Genomic DNA, 506 nt, shown 5'->3' with positions numbered 1-506 from the left:
GCGCTGACCGGTGCTTCGCAGACATGCGCGTCGGTTCCGGTGGGTGGTACGTGTGTGTTGTCGACGGGTCATGCGGTCACGCAGGCTGAGGCCGATGCGGGCGCGGTCATGAACACGGGTTCCGCGGTCGCGGACCAGGTGCCGGTGCCGGTGACGGATGTGGTGACGGTGCCCGTTCCGCAGGCCCCGGCGTTGTCGATCGACAAGGTGTTGGCGGGTAATGCGGACGAGGATGGTTCCGGGACGGTGAGTGTGGGTGACACGTTGTCGTACACGCTCACGGCGACGAACACTGGTGATATCACGTTGACCGGTGTGGTCGTGGCTGATGCGCTGACCGGTGCTTCGCAGACATGCGCGTCGGTTCCGGTGGGTGGTACGTGTGTGTTGTCGACGGGTCATGCGGTCACGCAGGCTGAGGCCGATGCGGGCGCGGTCATGAACACGGGTTCCGCGGTCGCGGACCAGGTGCCGGTGCCGGTGACGGATGTGGTGACGGTGCCCGT

Annotated in this window: 1 protein-coding gene; it reads left to right on the top strand. The window is 66.4% G+C overall.

Going from position 1 to position 506, the window contains the following annotated elements; genetic code table 11:
- Window positions 1-108: 108 nt before the first annotated feature.
- On the top strand, window positions 109-506 hold a 398-nt coding region (locus AC1DZA_RS20170), incomplete at its 3' end, for a DUF7507 domain-containing protein (RefSeq protein ID WP_476774106.1).

This window comes from Agromyces sp. P2_B3, from assembly GCF_056404815.1.
Note: the sequence above shows the minus strand (reverse complement) of the source record. Positions and strands in the feature narration are given on the sequence as shown.